The organism is Ensifer sp. M14, from assembly GCF_003355565.1.
Lineage (GTDB): Bacteria > Pseudomonadota > Alphaproteobacteria > Rhizobiales > Rhizobiaceae > Ensifer.
On record NZ_QJNR01000022.1, the window covers coordinates 1 to 224 of the forward strand.

Sequence of the window (224 nt, forward strand, 5' to 3'; positions counted from 1 at the left end):
GGCCAACGAGATCAAGGGCACCGAGGGACCCGACGTTCTCCTCGGCACGCCGCGCCCCGACATCATCGCGGCCCTTGGCGGCGACGATATCGTCTATGGCCGCGAGGACGACGACCTGATCCTCGGCGGCACCGGCAACGACACGCTGCTTGGCGGCGACGGCAACGATACGATCCATGGCGAAGACGGCGATGACCGGCTGTTCGGCGGCAATGGCAACGACA

General features: G+C 67.0%; 1 pseudogene. It reads left to right on the forward strand.

From position 1 onward, the window contains the following. A pseudogene (locus BLJAPNOD_RS34915) lies at nucleotides 1–224 on the forward strand (calcium-binding protein); the annotation flags it as partial.